Raw genomic sequence first — 19,158 nt, 5'->3', positions numbered from 1 at the left:
GAGGATGTATGAAAACTTTTTTCCTGCAAACGCGCATTTATAGCGGGGAAGGCAGCCTCAAAGTGCTGCAACGCTTTCATCAGCGCAAAATTTGGATAGTTTGCGACGGTTTTTTGGCGACCTCGCCGCTGTTGGATAAGCTCAAACAGGCGCTGCCCGCAGACAACCACATAACTTTGTTCAGCGATATCACGCCGGATCCAAATATCGCCACAGTGGTGAAAGGGATTGAGCAGATGCAAGCACTGCGCCCCGACATGGTGATCGGTTTTGGTGGCGGCTCGGCACTGGATGCCGCCAAAGCCATTGTCTGGTTTAGCCGCAAGCAGGGGCTGGAGATAGAAACCTGTATCGCCATCCCTACCACCAGCGGCACCGGCTCGGAAGTCACCAGCGCTTGCGTGATAAGTGACCCAGAAAAAAGTATTAAATATCCGATATTTGACGATGATATTTACCCTGACATTGCCATTTTGGATGCCGCATTGGTGGCCAGCGTGCCGCCCGCGATTACCGCCAATACCGGGTTGGACGTACTGACTCATGCACTGGAAGCCTATGTTTCACCGCGTGCCAGTGATTTTACCGATGCACTGGCAGAAAAAGCGGTGCAACTGGTATTCCGCCATCTGGTAACCGCCTGCCGTAAAGGTGATTGCTTGATAACCCGTGGAAAAATGCACAATGCCTCGACACTGGCGGGCATGGCATTCAGCCAGGCGGGGCTGGGGATCAATCACGCCATCGCCCACCAATTAGGCGGGCAATTTCATATTGCTCATGGTTTGGCGAATGCCCTGCTGCTGGTGCCAGTGATTCGCTTTAACGCCGCCGATGCCCGGGCGCGTAAACGCTATGCTCGGCTGGCGAAACTGTGCCATTTCAGCCCGGCCAATGGTGACGATCGCGGGGCGGTCAATCAGCTTATTCACCAAATAGAATTGCTGAAACGCCAGTGCGGGCTACCTCAGCCGTTGGCGGCAATGAAAATCAATGAACGCCAGTTGCAGCAACACATTCCAGACATGATTGCCGCCGCTCAGGCCGATGTGACATTGCGCACTAATCCACGCCCAGCTGACGACAAAGATATCCGCGGAATTATCGAGGCGCTTTATGAGTGATATTCAGATGCCGGATACTCATTTTCTGTGCACTCCCTCCGCTGATAGCGAGCTGGTGCAATGTGACGCCGCGACTATCCAACAGCGGGTGCGGGATGCTGGTGTGGTTGGGGCGGGTGGTGCCGGGTTCCCCACGGCGATGAAATTACAGGCGCAGGCGGAAATTTTTCTGGTTAATGCCGCTGAGTGTGAACCGCTGCTGAAAGTAGACCAACAATTAATCCCTCGTCAGGCGGCAAGATTGGTGCGCGGCGTGCTGTATGGCATGGTCGCCACCGGTGCGCGCGAAGGCATCATTGCCTTAAAAGCCAAATATGAGGAAGCCATTGCGGCGCTGACACCGCTGCTACCACCGCAAATTCGGCTGCATATTTTACCCGATGTTTACCCCGCTGGTGATGAAGTGATCACCATCTGGTTGGCGACCGGTCGCCGGGTTCCGCCCGCCGCGCTGCCCATCAGCATTGGCGTGGTGGTGAATAATGTGCAAACTTTGCTCAATGTAGCTCGAGCAGTGGAACAGCAATGGCCGGTGACCCGCCGCACTCTGACAGTCAACGGCACAGTGGCACGGCCCTTAACCTTGACGGTGCCACTGGGTACGCCTTTGCGAGAGGTGCTGGCACTGGCTGGTGGCGTGACCATCAACAATCCGGCCTATATCAATGGCGGCCCAATGATGGGCCATGCCCTGCATGACCTTGACCAGCCGGTGACCAAAACCACTGGCGGCCTGCTGGTGCTACCCGCTGACCATCTGCTGATTACCCGCCGCGCCCGCAGTGACCAGGATGTGCTCGCCATCGCCCGAACCGTCTGCGAGCAGTGCCGCATGTGTACTGAACTCTGCCCACGCCACCTGATTGGCCATGAACTGCCGCCACATTTACTGGTGCGGGCGATTATTTATCAGCAAGTCTCCACGCCAGACATCTTGCTCAGCGCCCTGACCTGCTCAGAATGCAGTCTGTGTGAAAGCTACGCCTGCCCGGTAGATATCTCGCCAATGCGCATTAACCGCCTGCTGAAAACCCAGTTGCGTGCGCAAGGTGCCCGCTATCAAGGAGAACTGCGCGCAGCCGACCCAATGGCAAATTACCGCCTGGTGCCGACATCACGGCTAATTGCTCGTTTGGATCTGACTGACTGGTATCAAGCCGCACCTTTCAGTGAAGAAAACTATTTGCCGCAGCAGGTGATATTGCCGCTGCGCCAACATATCGGTACTGCCGCACAAGCCATTGTCACAGTCGGAGATCAGGTAGAACACGGCCAGTTGATTGGGCACCTCCCGCATGACGCCTTGGGCGCACCGCTACACGCCAGTATTCGGGGTGTCGTCACGGATGTCAGCGCCAACACCATCACGATTCGTCGCGGCATTTAACAGGAGTAAGCATGTCACAAGCCATTGGAATTGTTGAATTAAGCAGTATCGCCAAAGGGATGGAAGTCTGCGACTTAATGCTGAAAAGTGCCAATGTCGACCTGTTGGTCAGCAAAACTCTGTGCCCCGGCAAATATTTGCTGATGGTCGGGGGCGACATCGGAGCGGTGACTCAGTCGGTGCAAAACGGCGAACGGCATAGCGGGCACTTATTGGTCGATAGCATCGTGCTACCCAATCTTCACCCGTCAGTATTACCCGCCATCAGCGGCTTAAATCGGGTGGAGAACCGCCAGGCAGCAGGTGTGGTGGAAACCTGGAGTGTAGTGGCCTGCATCACTGCCGCTGACCGGGCAGTAAAAGCCGCCAATGTCACTTTGGTGCGTATTCATATGGCTTTTGGTATCGGCGGCAAATGTTATCAGGTGCTCAGTGGCGATATTGCTGATGTGCAAACCGCAGTCGAAGTCGCCAGCCAATGTGCCGGTGAAAAGGGATTATTGATTTACAGCTCAGTTATCCCGCGTCCCCATGAGGCGCTGTGGCGTCAGTTAGTTCAGGAGGCATGATGGAAACCAACAATACCCCCGAGCGCGTGATTCAAGAATATGTTCCCGGCAAACAGATAACTCTCGCGCATCTGATAGCCAACCCGAATAAAGCACTTTACAAAAAACTGGGACTAAACGATGTCAGCAGCGCCATTGGTATTCTGACCATTACCCCCAGTGAAGCTTCGATTATTGCCAGTGATATCGCCACCAAATCGGGTGCGGTCGAGATTGGTTTTATTGACCGTTTCACTGGCGCAGTGGTGTTTACCGGCGATGTTTCTGCGGTGGAGTACGCGTTGAAACAGGTGATTCACACCCTCGGCGACATGATGAAGTTTACCGCCTGCCCGATGACCCGGACTTAATGCCATGCAGCGCATCATGTTGATTGGCCCCAGTCAATGCGGCAAAACGTCGCTAATCCAGCGTTTGCATGGCGAAGCGCTGAATTACCAGAAAACCCAGTCCATTATCTGGCAGGACAATGCCATAGATACACCGGGTGAATATCTGGAAAACCGCTGCTTATACAGTGCGTTACTGGCGAGCGCTTGTGAGGCCGATGTGGTGGGGTTGGTGCAAAACGCCGATGCCACACAGAGCTGGTTTGCGCCAATGTTGGCACAGGTTTTCAACAAACCGGTGATCGGCATTATCAGCAAAGCCGATACCGTCAGCCACGCCGCTCAACTGAGCTGGGCGGCGGACTGCCTGACGCAAGCAGGCGCACAACATATTTTTATCACCTCGGCGCAAACCGGCGAGGGGTTAACTGACCTTATGACTTATTTAAAACATTGTGGAGAGTCGCATGCCCGGTAAGATTATGGCGATTAACGCCGGCAGTTCTTCGTTGAAATTTCAGCTTTTTTCCATGCTAAATGGTGAACAAGTGCTATGTCAGGGATTAATTGAGCGCATTGGTATGAATGATGCGGTATTTAATCTGCGGGCCGGTGATGTGCAATGGCGAGAAACTCTCCCCATCGCGGATTGCCGCCAGGGGGCTGAATACCTGCTCAGGGCGCTGATTGAGCACAATATTATTGACTCGTTGGATGAAATTATCGGCGTCGGCCATCGGGTTGCCCATGGCGGTGAGACCTTTGCCGATTCAGTGCTAATAACCCCGCAAGTGTTGAGTAACATTGAACAACTTTGCGCATTAGCGCCCTTACATAACCCGGTGAATGCACTGGGTATCCGGGTGTTTCAACACGCCCTACCCCATGCCCACGCGGTGGCGGTGTTTGATACCGCGTTTCACCAAACACTCAGCCAAACCTCATATTTATATCCATTACCCTGGCGTTATTATGCAGAACTGGGCATCCGCCGTTACGGCTTCCACGGCACCAGCCATAAATATGTCAGTGCAGTCTGTGCCGAGCGCATGGGGCGGCCCGTGGAAACACTACGCATTGTCTCCTGTCACCTTGGCAATGGCTCCAGTATTTGTGCTATCAGCAATGGCTGCTCGGTGAATACCTCCATGGGCTTCACCCCACAAGCGGGTGTGATGATGGGAACCCGCAGCGGCGATATTGACCCGTCTATTCTGCCTTTTATTCAGCAAACGGAAGGCAAAAGTGCGGCCGAAATTAACCATCTGATCAATAACCAATCCGGCTTGCTGGGTATTTCCGGCATTTCTCATGATTATCGTGATGTGGAACACGCCGCCGACAATGGCAACCGCCGCGCCGCAGTAGCCCTTGAGCTGTTCGCCGAGCGGATCCGTGCCGTGATTGGCAGCTATATCGTGCAACTGGGCGGGATTGATGCGCTTATCTTTACTGGCGGCATTGGCGAAAATTCACGTAGCGCCCGCCAGCAGATATGTCGGGAATTGGCGTTCCTTGGTATTGAACTGGATAAAGAGAAAAACCTCAAAAATCAGTTTTTTATTCAACAAGATAACGCCCCAGTACAGATTGCCATCGTCAATACCAATGAAGAATTAATGATTGCCCGTGATGTCCTGCGCGTGGCACTGAATCTGCCGGTACAACCGGCCCTCGCCGCACAATGAGAGGCAATATGAAAAGTGGGAAAGTTTGGCTAGTGGGCGCGGGGCCGGGGGATGCGGCGCTGATTACAGTCAAAGGCTTACATGCTATTCGCCGCGCCGAAGCGCTGGTCTATGACCGGTTGGTTTGTGCGGAATTATTGGCTGAAGCCCCGGACGGCTGCGAAATGATCAATGTGGGTAAAACGCCCAATCATCATTTGGTGCCGCAAACACAAATTAATCAAATTTTGGTGGATTGCGCCCAGCGCGGCCTGAATGTGGTGCGGCTCAAAGGCGGTGACCCTTATGTGTTTGGCCGCGGCGGTGAAGAGGCTGAAGCATTGGCATTGGCGGAGATTCCGTTTGAGGTGGTGCCGGGGATAAGCTCAGCCATCGGCGGGCTGGCCTATGCTGGGATCCCGGTGACTCATCGTGATTATGCTTCAGGTTTTCATGTGGTTACCGGCCATTTGCGCCAAGGTAATGAGCCGCAGGACTGGGCGACACTGGCAAAATTGGACGGCACTCTGATTATCCTGATGGGAATGACGCAACTGACGACCATTTGCCAGCAATTGATTGCTGCGGGTAAAGCGCCGAACACCTCCGCAGCGGTGGTGATGTATGCCAGCCATCAACAGCAACAAGTCGCCAGTGGCACCTTGACCACCTTAGCTGATCAGGTGGCTGCACAAGGGTTAACTGCGCCGGCGTTGATTGTGATTGGTGATGTAGTGCGCTTGCGCGAAATTCTGGCATTCACGCCAGAAGCGCTGTCGCTAAACTCAATTCCCTCGCTTATGGTAATCTAATGCATAACCTAAATAGGGGAATAACGCAGCAATGAGTGAGCATGGTGGGAATGTGCTGGAAATGGCACTGAAAATCGGCACAGATGCAGAAAACATCCTTGATTTCAGTGCCAATATTAATCCGTTGGGAATGCCAGACTCCCTAAAAATTGCCATTATTGAACAGTTAGCGCGCGCGGAGCATTACCCTGATGTTGAGTATCGCCAATTACACAGTGCGCTAGCCCGCGCTCACCATTGTTTGCCGGAAAACATCATGGCAGGCAATGGGGCTACTGAACTGATTTATGCCGTGGTGCATTATCTGCAACCGCGCAGTGCCCTGTTGCTGACACCGGGTTTTGCTGAATATCGCCGCGCCCTGCAACGAGTCGGTTGCCAGATTCATGATTATCAGATGAGTGAAGCTGATGGCTATCAGCCCGATGAGCGGTTACTAGACGTTTTAGTGCAATTGCGCCCTGATTGCCTGTTTTTAGCAACGCCGAATAACCCCACCGGCCTGATGCCTGATGCGGCGCTGTTGCAAGCTATTGTGCAGTGCTGCCATCAACACCACATTGCGCTGATTGTCGATGAGGCCTTTATTGATTTCCTGCCCAATGCGCCGGGGCTTATCCCACAATTGGCTGATTTCCCCCAACTTTATGTCTTGCGTTCCCTGACTAAGTTTTTCGCGATCCCAGGGTTACGTTTGGGTTACCTGCTCAGTGGCAATCTGGCGGCTATGGCGCAAATGAAACAGCAGCGCGAACCCTGGACTATCAATGCTTTCGCCGCGCTAGCGGGTGAGGTTATTCTTGATGACCAACCTTATATTCAGGCGACGCATGAGTGGCTCAAACAGCAGCGGCCTTGGTTATATCAGCACTTAGCGGATTTACCCGCATTGCAGGTGTGGCAAGGGTGCGCCAATTACATTTTCCTGCGCTGCCTAAGGCCAGAAATCAACCTGCAACAAGCATTATTGCAGCAGCATATTTTGATTCGCCACTGTGCCAATTACCCCGGTCTGACCGGCGACCATTACCGTGTGGCCATCAAAAGTGCAACCGATAATCAGCGGTTGGTCACCGCCTTGCAGCAGGTTTTGGGTCATGGCTGAAGCCCGCTGCCCCGCGTCCTGTGGTGAGTTAATTCAGGGCTGGATATTGGGAGGGGAAAAGCTGATTTCCTGCCCGGTAAACTGGTTTAGCACCGTGTCAGTCACCGACGGTGTTCCAGACGGCCACGAACGGCCACGTATGCGCCAAATGCTAAGGGCGGTATTAGCTTACTTCGACCAACCAGCAGAGATGGCCCGTGGCCTGCATATCAGTTTTGATTCCACTATTCCGGTGGCAAAAGGGTTGGCCAGCAGCACAGCCGACATTGCTGCTACCGCACTGGCCACCGCCCGTCATCTGGGTGAAACACTGGATGAAGCCGCCCTTGCTACTTTGTGCGTCAGTCTGGAGCCCACTGACAGCACTTTATTTCGGCGGCTAACCTTATTTGACCACCAAACCGCCGCCACGCAGATTTCTTATGATTGGCAGCCTTCCATGGACATTCTGCTGCTGGAAAGCCCGCATATTCTCAACACTGAAGATTATCATCGTCGTCATCGCCAACCCACATTGTTGGCGGGTGCCGCCTCACTGGAGCGGGCATGGCAACTGTTTACTCAGGCCGCCGAACGCCACGATAACGCCCTGTTGGGCCAATCCACCACCCTTAGCGCACAAGCCAGTCAGCACTTGTTGGTCAAACCGGACTTTTCCGCCCTCTTGGCGTTAGTGGAGGAATTGGATTTATATGGGCTGAATGTGGCACACAGCGGCAGTGTGGTGGGGTTGCTATTAGATCGCCAACTTCATGATGTAGAACACATTCATTGGCAATTACAACAACGCAACATTAGCCAGAATTATCCGCGCCAACACTTATTAACCATGGTACCCGGCGGGGTACGATAGCCTTCATAGGCCGCCATTCAACTCTAACTAGCCGTGATTATCATCAAATTCATCAAACCAGAATGTCCATGCAATACGCGCTGCAATTCCCTTTACGCCGACCATTTCGATGCAACTCTCTTGACTTCCCCCCTCAGAACCATGACCTCAGTCACAAACCAGGAAAGCAGCCATTTTATCCATGTAAATAGCATTCAAAGATATGGGGAAAATAGCCACCGAGGCAGTAGAGTCCACCTACAGGAAATGTAGTGCATATGTAAAATCTGCTTCCTGATAAATCTTCATTTTATTAAAAACATAAATATAACTTAAGTCATACAGAATATTACGCCAACACCTAACTACGATAGCCTCAACCTACATGAACTCCCGGAGCCTTAGATGAAAAAACTGAGTGTAAAAACGTTATTAGCAGCTAGCCTGTTCAGCATGATCGCCTGCTCGGGCAGTGCATTGGCGCAAGAAGTGGAAGTCGTCAATATCTCGAAAATCGCCGGTATGCCATGGTTCAATCGCATGGGCGAAGGGGTGGAACGCGCCGGTAAAGATCTTGGGATCAAAGCCTATCAAGTCGGCCCTTCCAGCACTGATGCCCCACAACAAGTTAAAATTATTGAAGATTTAATCGCCAAGAAAGTCAGTGCCATCAGCATTGTACCGAACGATGCCGATGTACTGGAGCCCGTATTTAAGAAAGCGCGTGAAGCTGGAATCGTGGTGTTAACCAACGAGTCTCCTGGGCAGCCAAGTGCTAACTGGGATATTGAGATCATCGATAATGCCAAATTTGCCGCAGATAATGTGGAAGAAATGGCAAAAGCGATGGGCGGCAAAGGCGGTTATGTGATTTATGTTGGCAGCCTGACCGTGCCACAACATAACCTGTGGGCAGATCTATTTGTTAAATACCAAAAAGAGCATTATCCAGAAATGTTTGAAGTGACCAGCCGTATGCCGGTCGCCGAGAGCATTGATGACTCACGCCGCACTACACTGGACTTGATGAAAGCGCACAGTGATTTGAAAGGCATCGTCGCTTTCGGTTCACAAGGCCCGATTGGTGCTGGGCGCGCAGTGAAAGAAAAACGCGCGAAAAACAATGTTCATGTGTTCGGCATGATGATCCCGTCTCAGGCGGCATCACTGGTGAAAAGTGGTGACATCGCGATGGGTGTGACTTATGACCCAGGTTCAGCCGGTTATGCTATGACTGCGGTGGCTGATAAAGTGCTGAAAGGCGAGAAAATCGAAACCGGCATGGATGTTCCCGGGGTGGGTAAAGCGGAAGTTAATCAAGATAAACGTCTGATTCAATTCCATAATGTGTTGCGCGTAACCAAAGATAACGTGGATTCACTGTATTGATTTACTGAGTTATCGCAGAGCCGGATGCCCTGTCCGGCTCTGTCATTAATATCCGCTTGGATCGAGAGGAAGTAAGATCTATGCAACCATTTATTACCCTGGAAAACATCAGTAAAACCTTTTATGGCGTTAAAGCGCTCAATAAGGTGGCTATGACCCTGTTACCAGGTGAGGTTCATTGCCTCGCAGGGCAAAACGGTTGTGGCAAATCCACACTGATCAAGATTATCTCCGGTGTTTATCAACCCGATGCCGATGCCGCGATGACTATCGATGGCAAAACCTATTCAACCCTGACCCCCATTGAATCTGTCCGGCTGGGGATTCAGGTTATTTATCAGGATTTATCATTATTCCCCAATCTGACCGTGGCTGAGAACATTGCCATGAATCATTATCATCATCATCTATGGGTGAATAAACGTCAGATGCGGGAAACCGCCGAGCGCGTCATCAATAGCATTGATGCCCATCTTAATCTGGATGAATTGGTTGAGGATTTACCCATCGCCCAGAAGCAGTTAGTCGCTATCTGTCGTGCGCTGGCGCAGGATGCGCGTTTGATTGTGATGGATGAACCCACCGCGTCTCTGACCCGGCAAGAAGTTAACGGCTTGCTGCGGGTGGTGCATGAACTGAAATCACGCAATATTTGCGTGGTATTTGTTAGCCACCGGTTGAGTGAAGTGCTGGAAATTTCAGACCGCATTACGGTGCTAAAAGATGGTAATTGGGTCGGAACCTACCCCGCCGCTGAAGTTGATAACCCACGGCTGGCTTGGCTCATGACCGGTATGAAGTTTGATTTTCAGGTCTTACCCGCTTACACCCCATCACGCCCGCCAGTGCTGGTGGTGGAAGAACTTTCCCGTGGCAACGAATATCACAATGTCTCACTGACTTTACATCCGGGCGAAATTATCTCGCTGGTCGGCCTGTTGGGTTCCGGGCGAACCGAGTTGTGTCTCAGTTTATTCGGTTTAACCACTCCCGAGTCGGGAACCATTCGTATCAATGATAAACCAATGTATTTCAGTAGTAACCGCGATGCCATCGCCGCCGGTGTGGGTTATGTTTCGGAAGACCGCATGAGCACCGGACTGATTATGGCGCAATCCATCCGCGACAATATCAGCGCCACAGTTTTACACCGGCTGAAAAACACCTTCCACCTGATGCGTACTGAGCGGGTCGATACATTGGTCGAAGACATGGTAAAGCACCTGTCGATTAAAATTGGCAGCAGTGACTTACCGGTCAATACCTTATCCGGTGGGAATGCGCAGCGCATTGCTATCGCCAAATGGCTGGCAACTGAGCCGCAAATATTAATCCTCGACTCTCCGACAGTCGGGGTGGATATCGCCAACAAAGCCGGTATTTATAATATTATCAATGCATTGTCAGCGCGTGGCATTGCGGTATTGATGGTGTGTGATGAGATTGATGAAGCTTACTTTAACAGCCACCGTATTTTAGTCATGCGGGCCGGCCGACTTGTGCAGGAATTCTTGCCAAGTAACAGCAGCGAAGCAGCCATTGCGGAGGTAGTAAATGGCTAACCCCCATGCACTCAATAAATCGGATGTCGGTAAAACAGGTTTATTCAATAAAGAACATCTGAAACGCCATGAAGTTATGTTGGCTTTCACTATATTGGTTATTTCGACTTATCTGACTTTCGCCAGTCCCGATTTTCTGACACTCGCCAATATTTATGACTTGATAAATAACTATGCCATGTTAACCATTTTGGCCTGTGGTTTATTTATCGTGTTGATTTCTGGCGGTATTGATATTTCATTCCCGGCGATGACCATCATCTCGCAATATGTCATGGTGACATTAATTGTGAAGTTCGGTGGTAACTTCCCGGTGGCATTCGCACTGGCGGGCGGTATCGGCTTATTGCTGGGGCTGATTAATGCGCTGTTAGTTAATCGCCTGCGCGTGCCGTCCATCATTATTACCATTTCCACGCTGAATATATTCTACGGATTACTGCTGTATCTCAGCCGAGGAATTTGGCTGTATACCTACCCAGAATGGTTCGAACATGGGCCGATGCTGTTCGCCTTTACCGCTGCTGATGGCTATGACTATGGCCTTTCGCTACCGATTTTGACTTTGCTGACGACGATTATCGTCACAGCTTTGCTGATGACTCGCACCAGTATTGGTCGGCAAATTTATGCCTTAGGCGGTAATCAGGAAGCCGCCTCCCGCATGGGGTTCAGCATCCTTAAGCTGCAACTGTTTGTTTATGGCTACATGGGCTTTTTATCCGGCATTGCCGGTGTGGTGCAGTCTTACACCGTTTTGACGGTGGCCCCAGATTCACTGCTCGGCTATGAACTCACTGTATTGGCGGCGGTAGTGCTGGGCGGCACCAGTATTATCGGCGGGCGCGGCACTTTAACCGGTACCCTGCTGGGAGTGATTTTGCTGGCGATATTGCAAAATGGTTTGAATTTACTGGGTATTTCGTCGTACTGGCACACCGTGGTTATCGGTCTGGTGATTGTCATCAGTATCAGTGTGACGGCCTGGGGCCAACGTCATAAGGTAGGGATATAACCATGTCGAAAACAACTCAACGGGATCATACCGAGCGCTGGCTGGTGGCACTGCTGGTGTTGGTGGCGGTGGTGTTCAGTGTGCTGATCCCACAGGTATTCTGGTCTGCGGCTAACTTCCAATCCATTGCCTCACAAATCCCCGTCGCTGGGGTATTAACACTGGCAATGGCAATCACTATGCTGACCGGAGGGATTAACTTATCAATCATTGCTACCGCCAATGCCAGTGCGCTGGTGATGGCCTGGGTTTGTACCCACCTTGAGCCAACATTCAGCTCAATGATGCTGATGCTATTGGCCGGAGCCTCAGTTGCTTTGGTGGTTGGGCTGATCAATGGGGTACTTATCTCGGTGGTCCGCGTCTCCCCTATTCTGGCGACATTGGGCATCATGACCTTGCTCAAGGGCGTGAATGTGCTTATCTCCAAAGGGTCGGCGATTTCTAACTTCCCCAACTATGTGCTGGCATTGGATCGCAATAACTTTCTCGGGGTGCCGGTGCCGTTATATTTGTTCATCGCGGTCGCTCTGATTATCTGGTTAATACTGGCCAAGACCCCGCTGGGCCGTCAGATATATCTTTCTGGCTCCAACGAAAAAGCCACCTTTTTCTCCGGGATTAATACCCGCCGCACACTAATTTGGGTGTATGTGATTTCATCGTTACTCTGCACTGTCGCGGCGTTGTTGATGATGTCCAAACTCAACTCCGCCAAAGCGTCCTACGGCGAGTCACTGTTACTTATCACTATTCTAGCAACGGTATTAGGCGGGGTTAATCCTGATGGCGGGTTTGGTAAGATTTTCGGCATTGTATTAGCGCTGTTCTTGCTACAAATGCTGGAAAGCGGGCTGAATATCATGGGGGTGAGTAGCTATATCACCATGGCATTGTGGGGTTCGTTGCTGCTGGCGTTTATCTTTGTCAAAGGAATCAACATTCCAGCGTTTCGTTTCTTGCGGCAAAATAAACCGTCAAGTTAATGTATTGATAGAAAAAAGAAAAGGCTGGCAATTGATGCCAGCCTTTCTATTAATAGCTACAAAAAAACTATCCCGCTTGAGCTAAAGTTACTTAACTTCACCCATCGCTTTCAGTTTTTTCGACAATTCACGACGTTCTTTAGACAGATCGGCGTTTTTGATGATGTAATCATCAACACGATCTTCGTAGTCACCACGCATGTTAGCGATAATGGCCTGAACCTCTTCAATGCTCATCCCTGGCTTGATGTATTCACTCAGGTTATCGAGCAACAGAACGCGTTTTTGGTTATCACGAATTTTCTTTTCGTTATCAACGATTTCACGCTGTAATTTATTTTTGCGACGGAACATACGCACAAACTCCAAAACGTCCTGGAAAGTTGGCTTAGTTGCATTATCCATTTTCATACCTTCACTTAAGTTTTACACAAATTCAATTGCTGGTGACCAGGCTACCTGCACCATACCGCTTTGCCGTACCTGGTGACAAGATTCATTGACTTATCTTACCTGCTTTACCCGCCAGACAGAAATATCATCTGCCTTAAAACCGGATTGATCACCTGCGCAAGGTCATATTAATCAGATCGTCCAATTCCTCAAGTTGTTTGGTTAACTCCAGACTCAGCCAAACATAGCCGTAAATTGGCGTTTCTATCTGCTGTTCTTGTGTGACAACCAACATCAATGATTTCAATTCGGTTGAAATTTCGCTCAACTCACCCGCGACTTCCCGCTCTCGAGCCGGTGAACCATCGCGCAAACTGTCACTTAAAGTATTAAGCGTACGGGCCGTCATCAATTGGGCGCTGCGCAGCCCTTTGGCATTGAGCATAATAAAATGACTTTCTCGCGATGACCAATAAGCATCCACCAGTAATTCCAGTGTGCAAATCAGATTGCGGCTGAGTGTCTGGATAGCCTCAAAAACATCTTTATTAATATGAGATTCTTTACTGGCTGGTGCAATAAAAGTACGCATTTTAACCGATTGATTGAGCGCAGCTTTTAATTTTGGCTCTAATCGCGGACGATCGATAACATTCGGCGATAAGTAGGCGGTGTAAATTTGGCTGATAGCGCGCAAGTTATCACTCATTTGCATACGCCAATGGGTAAAGGCGCGTTGCGGATAGACACTGGTAAAAACTAACGCCAATAATGAGCCAAAAATAACATCGCCGCTGCGCCACAGTGCCGTGTTCATATCCCCCGGAGCTGACCCACAGACCACTGCCAGCGTGATACCAATCAGCAGAGCCATATAGGGGCGTTTGCCCAGAGTCAGATAACCACACAGGAACATTACAGCGCCACACCAAACCAGCATCAGAGTGAGAGAATATGACTCAAGATAAAGGGCGATCAGACCGGATATTGCGCCAAAAACAGTCCCGCCAATGCGCTGCATAGCTCTGGACAACACATTCCCCCAATAGGATATCGGCCCCATGACCACCACTAAGGTGATCAGCGGCCAAGTTCCTTCAGGGACGGCCAACAAGCGGATAATCAGGAATGTTAGGATAAAAGCCAGAGTAATACGCAAAGCATGAGTCAGGCGGTAATGGGTGTAAATCAGGTTATCCAGCGGCGATATTTTTTTATTCAAGCGCACGACAGACCTACTTCCAATAAGATACTAAAAACTAAGTCTAGCTGAGTTATTACACTCTGGCATCGGATTAACCGTTACTAAAAGTGGCGGGAATAAATCGGAGGGAACTAAATAATCCCCGTCAGCGATGGCTAAACGGGGAAATAAGCTTATTTAAAATCAACTGCCATTTGTTGTTGGATTGTCATGCCAAAGCTCGATTCTACACAACAAGCAATATAATCGGTAAAACGGGGCGACCTTGGCATCCCCAAACTGAGCAATCGCTCATTACTGAAACGTACATTTAGCACGGCAAAAGAGCCGTATAAGCGCATGGCTTTCAACATTAAACGCTCATTACATGGGCCGAAAATACCTTTCAGTTGCTTACGCATCTGCACCAAAGCACCATATTCTACCTGGCGATAATCTGCCCCCATGGGTTGTTGTCGAGCTGCTGACGACATGGCCTGATCAATCTCAGCAAAACTGACACTGTCTTTCTCTCCAGCAGAAATATGATAGATATTTTCCGGTAAGTTTGGATGCAGCAAAATACACACTAAGGCGTCAGCACAATAATCGACTGGAATAACATCAATATAGTCATCCAGAGAGCACATAAACTTGCGCAGCATTAATGCCATGCGGAATACCCAGAAGATGCTGCTAGAAGGTTGGCAGCCCAAACGAGTATGCCCGACAACAATTGATGGCCGGGCAAATACCAATGGCAACCCCGGACATTCTTCCGCCAATAAGCGCTCAATGGCCGATTTAGATTTAGTGTATTCCACTAAATGTGCATCATCTTCTGCCGATAGGATCTGCTCATTCACTACAGTATCGGCATCGGGAGTACAAGACATGGCGGTGCCCACATGAATGAATCTTTGTAAACCGGCGACCTGAGACATTCTTTTGCCGAAGGCTAATGTGCCGTCGACATTAACTTTCCAGATTAATGGGTTATTACCAAATGATGCGACGGCGGCACAATTAATAACATGCGTCACTTCATTGATACGCGGGTCATTAATAAAACTGTCAGGTTCAGCTAAATCCCCTAATAGAATATGATGTGTCATTATTTTATTCAGCCGCCCAGCAGGCAGATAAAACTTTGCCAGATTTTCTCGAATACGGGTTAATCCCTGCTCCGGTGTTTTGGCCCTAACTAATAATAAATAATTAAAATCTGAGTTTTCCAACAATAATTTTTCAAGCACTGCTCCGCCCAAAAAACCTGTGGCACCGGTTAACAGAAGTGTTTTCACCATTAATCCTACATATTTTATTAAGTATGCAGATTATATAAGTAGCTAATTAAACAGCAGGTAAATATTAGTTAGAACGACACTGATTGACTAAAACATAATTATTTCAAAATAAATCCTGACACCCTAACCCGCCTGAAATGATATTCTAGCACTAATGCCATGGGTCACTGCGACTGACCGCGGCGGTGTCCCATCATAAAGAATAGCCATAAGAATTAAGGGTTAAACTGAATAATGTCAGATAAAAATAAGTCACCAACATTTTACATTCACGATTATGAAACCTTTGGTCAGCGCCCGGCGTTAGACAGACCCGCGCAGTTTGCCGGAGTGCGTACCGATTTGGAGTTCAATATCATCGAGGAACCATTGGTGGTTTACTGTGCCCCCGCCGATGACTATCTGCCGCAACCAGAGGCCGTGATGATAACCGGCATCACCCCGCAACATGCCTTAGCCAATGGGGTTAATGAAGCCGAGTTTGCCCGCCAAATTCATCAAGCTTTCAATGTGCCCGGCACCTGTATTCTCGGCTACAATAATATTCGTTTTGATGATGAAGTTAGTCGCAATATTTTCTACCGCAATTTCTATGATCCCTATGCTTATAGCTGGCAAGGCGGTAATTCCCGTTGGGACTTGCTCGATGTCATGCGCGCTTGTTATGCCCTGCGTCCAGAAGGCATTGTCTGGCCAGAAAACGAAGATGGCTTACCCAGTTTTAAACTTGAGCATTTAACTAAAGCCAATGGTGTCGAGCACTTACATGCCCATGATGCGATGTCCGATGTGCACGCCACCATCGCCATGGCAAAGTTGGTCAAACAAGCGCAACCCCGGCTGTTTGATTACCTCTATCAGCACCGCAGCAAACATAAAATTAACGCATTGATTGATATTGCAGATATGACGCCACTGGTTCATGTGTCTGGCATGTTTGGTGCCGCGCGGGGCAACACCAGTTGGGTTGCGCCGCTAGCATGGCATCCTGAGAATAAAAATGCGGTAATTATGTGCGATTTGGCGGGTGATATGTCGCCACTATTGGAGCTGGATAGCGATACTCTGCGTGAGCGGCTGTATACCCGCCGCGATAAACTCAATGCTCAAGACGCGGCCGTCCCCTTGAAGTTGGTGCACATTAATAAATGTCCGGTATTGGCACCGGCGAAAACGCTGCTGGCTGAGAATGCCGAGCGGCTGGGGATTGATCGTCAGCGCTGTCTGCAAAACCTGCAACTATTGCGGCAAAACCCGCAAATACGCGAAAAAGTGGTCGCTTTGTTTGCTGAAGCGGAGCCTTTTGCAGTGTCTGATGATGTAGATGCCCAGCTGTATAATGGATTTTTCAGTGATGCTGACCGCGCCACCATGAAAATCATTTTACAAACTGAGCCACAAAATCTACCCGCGCTCGATCTGACCTTCCAAGACCCACGTTTGGAAGCGCTGCTATTTCGCTTCCGCGCCCGTAATTATCCGAATACTTTGACGGACAGTGAGCAACAGCGCTGGTTAGAGCATCGTCGCGAAGCACTTAATCCAGAAAGAGTGCAAGATTATGTACTGCAACTGGAACAGTTTTATAACCAGTATGAGGGCGATAAAGAGAAGTTGGCACTACTGAAAGCCCTGTTTGACTATGCCAGAGATCTGGTGAGCTGATATTGATAATGGATTTAATCCAATAAAAAACGGAGCCGTCAGGCTCCGTTTTAATCAGCAATAACACCATATCCAATCAACAAGAACACATGGCGTTACTGTGCAAGCTCACCAGTAAACTGAGGTAATGCCTGACGGAAAGCGCGAGTTTTCCAGACCATATAAAGCAGGCCAATTGCGCCCCATACCAGCCCCAGAGTCATAGAGCTACTTTCCAGATTAACCCACAGTACACCCACTGTCCCTGCACCAATCATCGGTAGAATCAGGTAGCTGATATGATCCCTAACTGTGCGGTTGCGGCGCTCGCGGATATAGAACTGTGAAATCACCGACAGGTTAACGAAGGTGAAAGCCACCAGCGCACCAAAGTTAATCAATGCAGTTGCCGTGACCAAATCAAAGGAAATAGCAGACAATGCCACGCCCCCCACCAACAATACGTTGATGGCTGGAGTACGCCATTTTGGATGCACGTAGCCAAATATTCTCTCAGGGAATACCCCATCGCGCCCCATCACATACAGCAAGCGCGAAACGCCGGCGTGTGCCGCCATACCTGATGCCAACACCGTGACACAGGAGAAGCACAGAATCACTGACTGGAAGAATTTGCCGGCCACAAATAGCATGATTTCCGGCTGTGATGCATCGGGGTCAGTGAAGCGCGAAATATCCGGGAAATAGAGTTGCAAGAAGTAAGACACGACAATAAAAATCACGCCGCCAATCAATGCAGTCAGGAAAATCGCTTTCGGGATCACTCTCCCGGCATCTGGCGTTTCTTCAGACAGCGAACTGATGCCATCAAAGCCAAGGAATGAGAAGCACAGTATCGTGGCCCCGGTTATCATCGGCACCAAATGAGCATTTTCAGAATAGAACGGACGTGGGCTAACCAGCGTACCTGTCCCTTCACCTTGATAAACACCGTGAATCAGCAGCCCCATAAAGACCACCATGACAGCGACCTGAACCACAACGATGATCGAGTTCAGGTTAGCGACCACATTAATGCCACGCAGGTTGAATAGCGTCATCAAGCTGACCAATGCGCCAACAAAAATCCATGATGGCACACCTGGGAAAATCGCTTCGAGATAAATTTTTGCCAACAGAATGTTAATCATCGGCATGAACAGGTAGTCCAGCAGTGATGACCAACCCACCATAAAGCCAACATTCGGACTAATGGATTTCTGGGCGTAGGTATAAGCCGAACCCGCAGACGGGAAACGCTTAACCAATTTGCCATAGCTGACGGCAGTGAACAGCACTGCTATCAACGCAATGGCGTAAGAAGTCGCGACGTGACCATCGGTCAGGCCGGAGACAATACCAAAAGTATCGAAAATGGTCATCGGCTGTAAATAAGCCAAGCCCATCATCACCACTTGCACCAACGTCAGTGTTTTTCTGAGCTGAACGCGGTTATTGGTGCCAGTTTGATTGGTGCCGACTGCAACAGTAGCATTATGCGTCATGATTCAGCCTCCCCATACCTTTGACCCAATTTGCAAGTGTAGCTCGCAGGTCAGAGGTGACGGGGAAACTTCGTATCTGCCTGGGACACGTAAGTGGGGAAATAAGAGCGGTGTAACGGGTATTTGCCATACCTGTTGCGCCATAATCGCTGCATGTGCAGCGCATACCGGTGGGCACCGGTGCCAGTGTAAATAATTGCCCCATCTTTCTTTCCTCATAACGGCGATTTTCGTATGTGAATAATCGCTCGCGGACCTGTTTATCTATCCGGATCGTTGTCCGGCCTCTTGATTTGTGAAAACACGAATGCAAAAAAATAACCGACGCGTTTAAACGTCGGCTATTCCA

Annotated in this window: 19 protein-coding genes; 14 read left to right on the top strand and 5 right to left on the bottom strand. The window is 49.9% G+C overall.

Features of this window, described 5'->3' with window-relative positions:
• The first annotated feature begins 8 nt into the window (after window positions 1-8).
• The 13 genes from OP863_RS07600 to OP863_RS07540 all read left to right on the top strand — a co-directional run bounded on the left by OP863_RS07600 (window position 9) and on the right by OP863_RS07540 (window position 12,777).
• Window positions 9-1,124 carry a 1-propanol dehydrogenase PduQ gene (locus OP863_RS07600; RefSeq protein WP_145592049.1) on the top strand — a complete coding sequence of 372 codons (1,116 nt, stop codon included), beginning with the start codon at window positions 9-11 and terminating at the stop codon, window positions 1,122-1,124.
• Window positions 1,117-2,511, top strand: a complete 1,395-nt coding sequence (locus OP863_RS07595) for a 4Fe-4S dicluster domain-containing protein (RefSeq protein ID WP_265526053.1) — start codon at window positions 1,117-1,119, stop codon at window positions 2,509-2,511. Before OP863_RS07600 ends, OP863_RS07595 begins: the two co-directional genes overlap by 8 nt.
• An 11-nt stretch (window positions 2,512-2,522) precedes the next feature.
• On the top strand, window positions 2,523-3,080 hold the full coding sequence (locus tag OP863_RS07590) for a BMC domain-containing protein (RefSeq protein ID WP_038634195.1): 558 nt from the start codon (window positions 2,523-2,525) through the stop codon (window positions 3,078-3,080).
• Window positions 3,080-3,430 carry a propanediol utilization microcompartment protein PduU gene (gene pduU / locus OP863_RS07585; RefSeq protein WP_038634198.1) on the top strand — a complete coding sequence of 117 codons (351 nt, stop codon included), beginning with the start codon at window positions 3,080-3,082 and terminating at the stop codon, window positions 3,428-3,430. The genes OP863_RS07590 and pduU overlap by 1 nt, the downstream gene beginning before the upstream one ends.
• A 4-nt stretch (window positions 3,431-3,434) precedes the next feature.
• Complete coding sequence (locus OP863_RS07580; RefSeq protein WP_145509775.1) at window positions 3,435-3,887, top strand: EutP/PduV family microcompartment system protein; 453 nt, start codon at window positions 3,435-3,437, stop codon at window positions 3,885-3,887.
• Window positions 3,877-5,097 carry an acetate/propionate family kinase gene (locus OP863_RS07575; protein WP_265526051.1) on the top strand — a complete coding sequence of 407 codons (1,221 nt, stop codon included), beginning with the start codon at window positions 3,877-3,879 and terminating at the stop codon, window positions 5,095-5,097. The genes OP863_RS07580 and OP863_RS07575 overlap by 11 nt, the downstream gene beginning before the upstream one ends.
• 8 nt (window positions 5,098-5,105) lie before the next feature.
• Entirely contained in the window at window positions 5,106-5,888 is a 783-nt protein-coding gene (gene cobA, locus OP863_RS07570) for a uroporphyrinogen-III C-methyltransferase (protein ID WP_038634207.1), read from the top strand.
• Window positions 5,889-5,919: 31 nt separating this feature from the next.
• Window positions 5,920-6,993, top strand: coding sequence for a threonine-phosphate decarboxylase CobD (cobD, locus tag OP863_RS07565; protein WP_265526050.1), 1,074 nt, complete (start codon window positions 5,920-5,922; stop codon window positions 6,991-6,993).
• Complete coding sequence (locus tag OP863_RS07560; protein ID WP_038634213.1) at window positions 6,986-7,846, top strand: GHMP kinase; 861 nt, start codon at window positions 6,986-6,988, stop codon at window positions 7,844-7,846. Before cobD ends, OP863_RS07560 begins: the two co-directional genes overlap by 8 nt.
• Before the next feature lie 432 nt (window positions 7,847-8,278).
• On the top strand, window positions 8,279-9,214 hold the full coding sequence (locus tag OP863_RS07555) for an autoinducer 2 ABC transporter substrate-binding protein (RefSeq protein ID WP_230852344.1): 936 nt from the start codon (window positions 8,279-8,281) through the stop codon (window positions 9,212-9,214).
• Between the two features lie 80 nt (window positions 9,215-9,294).
• The gene (locus OP863_RS07550) at window positions 9,295-10,776 is read left to right on the top strand and encodes a sugar ABC transporter ATP-binding protein (RefSeq protein ID WP_038634218.1); all 1,482 of its coding nucleotides are present in this window, start codon (window positions 9,295-9,297) and stop codon (window positions 10,774-10,776) included.
• Window positions 10,777-10,852: 76 nt separating this feature from the next.
• A complete protein-coding gene (locus OP863_RS07545; protein WP_038639616.1) occupies window positions 10,853-11,791 on the top strand; it encodes an ABC transporter permease in 939 nt (312 codons plus the stop codon).
• Window positions 11,792-11,793: 2 nt separating this feature from the next.
• On the top strand, window positions 11,794-12,777 hold the full coding sequence (locus OP863_RS07540) for an ABC transporter permease (RefSeq protein ID WP_038634221.1): 984 nt from the start codon (window positions 11,794-11,796) through the stop codon (window positions 12,775-12,777).
• Window positions 12,778-12,864: 87 nt separating this feature from the next.
• Here the strand turns inward: OP863_RS07540 and tmaR are convergent, their stop codons facing one another.
• The 3 genes from tmaR to OP863_RS07525 all read right to left on the bottom strand — a co-directional run bounded on the left by tmaR (window position 12,865) and on the right by OP863_RS07525 (window position 15,657).
• The gene (gene tmaR, locus OP863_RS07535; protein ID WP_032819099.1) at window positions 12,865-13,182 is read right to left on the bottom strand and encodes a PTS system regulator TmaR; all 318 of its coding nucleotides are present in this window, start codon (window positions 13,180-13,182) and stop codon (window positions 12,865-12,867) included.
• 157 nt (window positions 13,183-13,339) lie between these two features.
• Window positions 13,340-14,398 (bottom strand): FUSC family protein, encoded by a 1,059-nt coding sequence (locus OP863_RS07530; protein ID WP_145592051.1) that lies wholly within the window; start codon window positions 14,396-14,398, stop codon window positions 13,340-13,342.
• 149 nt (window positions 14,399-14,547) lie between these two features.
• The gene (locus OP863_RS07525) at window positions 14,548-15,657 is read right to left on the bottom strand and encodes an SDR family oxidoreductase (protein ID WP_265526241.1); all 1,110 of its coding nucleotides are present in this window, start codon (window positions 15,655-15,657) and stop codon (window positions 14,548-14,550) included.
• 237 nt (window positions 15,658-15,894) lie between these two features.
• Between OP863_RS07525 and sbcB the strand changes: the two genes are divergently transcribed.
• On the top strand, window positions 15,895-17,325 hold the full coding sequence (sbcB, locus tag OP863_RS07520; RefSeq protein ID WP_265526048.1) for an exodeoxyribonuclease I: 1,431 nt from the start codon (window positions 15,895-15,897) through the stop codon (window positions 17,323-17,325).
• Window positions 17,326-17,420: 95 nt separating this feature from the next.
• Here the strand turns inward: sbcB and OP863_RS07515 are convergent, their stop codons facing one another.
• Window positions 17,421-18,809, bottom strand: coding sequence for an APC family permease (locus tag OP863_RS07515; protein WP_145587780.1), 1,389 nt, complete (start codon window positions 18,807-18,809; stop codon window positions 17,421-17,423).
• Entirely contained in the window at window positions 18,799-19,014 is a 216-nt protein-coding gene (locus OP863_RS19950) for a hypothetical protein (RefSeq protein WP_038634233.1), read from the bottom strand. The genes OP863_RS07515 and OP863_RS19950 overlap by 11 nt, the downstream gene beginning before the upstream one ends.
• Between the last annotated feature and the right edge of the window lie 144 nt (window positions 19,015-19,158).

The sequence above is a fragment of the Yersinia sp. SCPM-O-B-9106 (C-191) genome, assembly GCF_026183365.1.
Classification (GTDB): domain Bacteria; phylum Pseudomonadota; class Gammaproteobacteria; order Enterobacterales; family Enterobacteriaceae; genus Yersinia; species Yersinia rochesterensis.
Note: the sequence above shows the minus strand (reverse complement) of the source record. Positions and strands in the feature narration are given on the sequence as shown.